At 65.8% G+C, this 5,112-nt stretch carries 6 protein-coding genes; all 6 read left to right on the top strand.

The window, feature by feature from the left end; genetic code table 11:
* Window positions 1-887 (top strand): DNA polymerase III subunit delta' (locus GH737_RS12770; RefSeq protein ID WP_155265185.1); only part of this gene is annotated, 887 nt, incomplete at its 5' end.
* Between the two features lie 24 nt (window positions 888-911).
* Entirely contained in the window at window positions 912-2,417 is a 1,506-nt protein-coding gene (metG, locus tag GH737_RS12765) for a methionine--tRNA ligase (RefSeq protein WP_155265184.1), read from the top strand.
* Window positions 2,414-3,190, top strand: coding sequence for a TatD family hydrolase (locus tag GH737_RS12760; protein ID WP_155265183.1), 777 nt, complete (start codon window positions 2,414-2,416; stop codon window positions 3,188-3,190). Before metG ends, GH737_RS12760 begins: the two co-directional genes overlap by 4 nt.
* Complete coding sequence (locus tag GH737_RS12755; RefSeq protein ID WP_155265182.1) at window positions 3,187-3,948, top strand: MBL fold metallo-hydrolase; 762 nt, start codon at window positions 3,187-3,189, stop codon at window positions 3,946-3,948. The genes GH737_RS12760 and GH737_RS12755 overlap by 4 nt, the downstream gene beginning before the upstream one ends.
* Window positions 3,948-4,538, top strand: coding sequence for a retropepsin-like aspartic protease family protein (locus tag GH737_RS12750; protein ID WP_155265181.1), 591 nt, complete (start codon window positions 3,948-3,950; stop codon window positions 4,536-4,538). Before GH737_RS12755 ends, GH737_RS12750 begins: the two co-directional genes overlap by 1 nt.
* Window positions 4,539-4,631: 93 nt before the next feature.
* Window positions 4,632-5,112, top strand: a 481-nt coding sequence (locus GH737_RS12745) for a MazG family protein (protein ID WP_155265186.1), incomplete at its 3' end; no start/stop codon positions are given.

Below are 5,112 nucleotides of genomic sequence, written 5' to 3'. Positions count from 1 at the left end.
GCGTCGGCAAAGCGAGCTTCGCGCATGCCGCCGCGCGGCGCGTGCTTGCCGACGCCGCCGGTCCGCCGGCGGAAGCCCCCGGCCTGGCCAGCCCTGAGGAACATCCGATAGTGAAGCTGGTCGAAGCCGGAAGCCATCCGGATATGCGCTGGCTCGAACGGCTGCCGAAGGAGAAAGGCGAAGGGCTCGCCCGCGACATCACCGTCAAGCAGATCCGCGCGCTGGGCGAGTTCATGGGCATGACCGCGGCGCTGTCGCCGTGGCGCGTGGCGGTGATCGACAGCATGGACGAACTCAACAAGGAGGCGTCGAACGCGCTCCTCAAGATGCTTGAGGAGCCGCCGCCGAACACGCTCTTCTTCCTCGTCAGCCATGCGCCCGGGCGGCTCCTGCCAACGATCCGGTCGCGTTGCCGACTGCTCCATTTCGATGCGCTCGGCGAAGACGCCATGACGTCAATCCTCAAGGCCCGATCGCCCGGCCTCACCGCTGCGGAACGCGAGCGCGTCGCCGCCATGTCGTTCGGCTCGGCGGGACGCGCGGTCGCCTTTGCCGAACTCGGACTTGCCAAGCTCGAGGATTCGGCGCTGGCGATCCTTCGCGACGGCGATCCCACCAACGCCCGGCGTGCGGAGCTTGCGACCGAGCTCGGCAAGAAGGGGGCGACAGAACGCTACGCCGCGTTCCTCGAACTCGCTCCGTCGCTGATCGCGCGCGCGGCGCGGCAGCTTCGCGGAGGCTCGCTGGAGCGGGCGCTGGACGCGTACGCCAAGACGCGCGAGCTCGCTGCAATCGCGCCGCGGGTCTCGCTCGACCCCGCTGCGACGGTGTTCCAGATCGGCGGCTATCTCGCCGAGGTTGCCCATGACGCTTCCTTGAAGCGCTAGGAGCGGGGGGCTAGGGGCATCGCCATGGGCGAGCCCTTCTACATCACGACGGCGATCAGCTACCCCAACGGCCCGCCGCACATCGGCCACGCCTATGAGGCGATCGCCGCCGATGCAGCGGCGCGCTTCCAGCGGCAGCGGGGAAGGGACGTCCGTTTCCAGACCGGCACCGACGAGCACGGCCTGAAGATGGCGCAGGCAGCGCGCGGCGAAGGCGTGGAGCCGCGCGCCTTCGCGGACAAGATGTCACGTCTTTTCCAGCATATGTGCGACACTCTTAACGTGTCTTACGACCGCTTCATCCGCACCTCGGAAGCCGATCACTACCGCGCTAGCCAGGCGATCTGGAAGGCCATGGAGGCGAAAGGGGACCTGTACCTGGATCGCTACGAGGGTTGGTACTCGGTCCGCGACGAAGCTTATTACGAAGAAGATGAGTTGTCCCTCGCCGATGACGGTTCGAAACTGTCGCCGCACGGCACGCCGGTCGAATGGACGGTCGAGGAAAGCTGGTTCTTCCGCCTCTCGAAATATCGGCAGCCGCTGCTCGACCTTTATTCGGCGAGCCCCGAGTTCATCCGCCCCGAGAGCCGCCGCAACGAAGTCGTGCGCTTCGTGGAGGGCGGCCTCAAGGACCTCAGCATCTCGCGGACGAGCTTCGATTGGGGCGTTCCGGTGCCCGGAAGCGAAGGCCACGTCATGTACGTGTGGCTCGATGCGCTGACGAACTATATCACCGGCCTCGGCTATCCCGACGATACCGAGCTGTGGTGCCGCTACTGGCCCGCCGACGTCCATTTGATCGGGAAGGACGTCGTCCGCTTCCACGCCGTCTACTGGCCGGCGTTCCTGATGAGCGCGGGGATCGCTCTCCCCAGGCAGGTGTACGGGCACGGCTTCCTTCTGAGCCGCGGCGAGAAGATGTCGAAGAGCGTCGGCAATGTCGTCGACCCGATGCTGCTCGCCGAGCGCTTCGGGGTCGATGCGCTGCGGTACTTCCTGCTGCGCGAAGTCACGTTCGGCCAGGACGGAAGCTATAGCGCCGAGGCGATCGTCAACCGTGCCAATGCCGAACTCGCGAACAGCTTCGGCAATCTTGCGCAGCGTACTTTGTCGATGGTTCACAAGAATTTGGCCGGTATTCTTCCGGCGCCGGGGGAGGCTAGCGAAGACCGCCAATTGCTCGAGCAGGTCCGCGCGGCGGCGGACGGGGAGGTGCCGGAGGCGTTCGATCGGCTGGCCTTTTCGGTTGGGATCGAATCCTGGCTGAAGGCCGTCTTCGCCTGCAACGCTTTTGTCGACACCCAGGCGCCGTGGGCGCTCAGGAAGACCGACCCGGAACGCATGGCGGCCGTCCTCGGCACGCTGGTTGCCGCGGTGCGGCAGCTTGCACGCGCGATCGCGCCGATAATTCCGGCGTCGGCCGACAAGCTGCTGACGCTCATCGCCGCTGGGGAAGGCGGCGCGCCGATCCCGCAGCCGACGCCCCTTTTCCCGAGGCTCGAGCTGGAACAGGAGGAGGCGGCGTGAAGCTGATCGACAGCCATTGCCACCTCAATTACGAAGGCCTCGTCGAACGCCAGGCCGAAGTGCTCGGCAACGCCCGCGAACGCGGCGTCGCCGGCTTCCTCAACATCTCAACGCGGCAGCGCGAATGGGACGACATCGTCGCGCTCGCCGAGCGCGAGCCGGACGTGTGGGCAAGTGTCGGCGTCCACCCGCACGAGGCCGACGCCCATCCCGACCTCGGCGCCGCGGCGCTGGTCGAAGCCGCCGATCATCCGCGCGTAATCGCGATCGGCGAGTGCGGCCTCGATTATTATTACGACAAGTCGGACCGGCAGGCGCAACGCGAGCGCTTCCAGGCGCATATCGACGCTGCGCGGGAAACCGGGCTGCCGCTCGTGGTCCATACCCGGGAGGCGGAGCAGGACACCGCGGAGATGCTCGAAACCGCGGTGAAGGAGGGGGGGGTGACCGGAGTCCTCCACTGCTTCACCGGTTCGGCCGGGTTGGCGCGCAAAGGCCTCGATCTCGGCTTCTATATATCCTTGTCGGGCATCGTGACGTTCAAGAATGCGCAGGACCTCCAGGCGACTGCGACATGGCTGCCCGCCGACCAGATGCTGGTCGAGACGGATTCGCCATTCCTCGCGCCGGTCCCGCACCGCGGCAAGAAATGCGAGCCGGCGTTCGTCGCCGAAACCGCGAGCTTCGTGGCTCGGCTGAGGGGAGAGGATCCCGAAGATCTCGCCGACGCCACCACCGCCAACTTTTTCAAATTGTTCGCAAAGGCCGCGTGAGAGTTCGCATTCTCGGTTGCGGGACGTCGACCGGAGTCCCGAAGATCGGCAACGACTGGGGGCAGTGCGATCCAGCGGAGCCGCGCAACGTTCGGCTGCGTACGTCGATCCTGGTCGAGAGCGCCGGCGAGCGGATGCTCGTCGACTGCGGGCCCGACCTGCGTCAGCAGCTGCTCGCCGCGAACGTGGGCGGGCTGGAGGGGGTGATCGTCACCCATGTCCACGGCGATCATTGCCACGGAATCGACGAACTCAGGCCAGTAGCGCGGGCAAACCAGGGGCCGGTGTCGCTTCACGCCCGCGCCGAGGTCCTCGAGGTACTTCGGCAGCGCTTCGGTTATGCCTTTGCCCAATCCGAATTCTACCGGCCGATCGTCGAAGCGCGGAAGCTCGGCGCCGAGCTCGCGTTCGGCGATGTACGCACGCGCTTCGTCGATCAGCCGCACGGAGATACGAAATCGCTCGGGATGCGCTTCGACGAAGCTGGTCATTCGGTCGCTTACGCCGTCGACTTCAGTGACTTAACGGACGGGATGGCGGCATTGTATCAAGGCGCCGACGTGTGGATCGCCGACTGCCTGACGCGCCGGCCGCACCCGACGCACGCCCATCTCGATGCCGTGCTCGGCTGGGCGAGGCAGCTGCGCGTCGGCCAGCTTTGTCTCGTTCACATGGGGAACAGCCTCGATTATCGAACGCTTGCTTCGGAGCTGCCCGACTGGGCAGCGCCGGCTTATGACGGGTTCGAGATCGCCTGATGATGACCAACGACCTGATGCTCGGCGGAGTCTACATCCTGATGGCGATGATGCTCGTGCTCGGCGCCCTGATGTCGCGGCGCGAGCCGATGGCGAAGCTGGTGACCATGGCCATGGCCTGGGTCGTGATCTTCGCCGCGGGCTTCGTCCTGTTCACCTTCCGCGACGATTTCGGCTATCTCGCCGAGCGGCTCAAGGCCGAGGCGCTGGGAAGCCCGGTGACCGAGGGGGCGGTGACTCGCATCCCGATGGCCATCGACGGTCATTTTTGGGTCCATGCCAAGCTGAATGGGCAAAACGTCAAGTTCCTCGTCGACAGCGGCGCTACCATGACCACGATCGACCGGCAGACGGCAAAGGAGGCGGGCGTGAAGGTCTCGCCGCGGGCCGACGAGTTCGTCCGCACCGGCAACGGCATCATTCGCGTCGCGCGCGGCCGCGCGGACGAGCTCAGCGTCGGCAGCATTGTCCGGCGCAACATCGGGCTTCAGGTCGCCGATAACGACGATTTGAACGTCCTCGGCATGAACTATTTGTCGACCTTGAGCCGCTGGGGCGTGGAAGGGCGCTGGCTGATCCTGGTCGCTTGATCCATCCTGGATTTTACATAATGCATATTATCATACCTCCAGATTGCTCGAGCGCAGGGGCCCCTCGTGCCGCTTGAGCGCCTGCGCGAGATCATGCGCCGGCTGCGCGATCCCAAGACCGGCTGCGAATGGGACACCGTCCAGACCTTCGCCACGATCGCGCCTTACACGATCGAGGAAGCCTATGAGGTCGCGGATGCGATTGCGCGCGGCGACATGGATGCGCTCGCCGACGAGCTCGGCGACCTCCAGCTCCAGGTCGTCTTTCACAGCCAGATAGCCGAGGAAGCCGGCCAATTCACGCTCGACGACGTGATCGCGCGCATCTGCGACAAGATGGAGCGCCGCCACCCGCACATCTTCGGCGACGCCGAGCATGGCGGCCATCATTTGTGGGAGCAGATCAAAGCCGAAGAACGCGCGGCGAGCCCCGACAAGAGCGCGCTTGCCGGCGTCGCGCTGGCGCTGCCCGCTCTGGAGCGCGCGGCCATCGAGGTGACCGGCGGCGACACCTACGTCTGGCCGGCGGAATCGACCTATATCCAGAACCCGCCTTATTTCACCGGCATGACGA

This window comes from Sphingomonas segetis, assembly GCF_009720245.1.
GTDB classification, from domain to species: Bacteria; Pseudomonadota; Alphaproteobacteria; order Sphingomonadales; family Sphingomonadaceae; genus Sphingomicrobium; species Sphingomicrobium segetis.
Note: the sequence above shows the minus strand (reverse complement) of the source record. Positions and strands in the feature narration are given on the sequence as shown.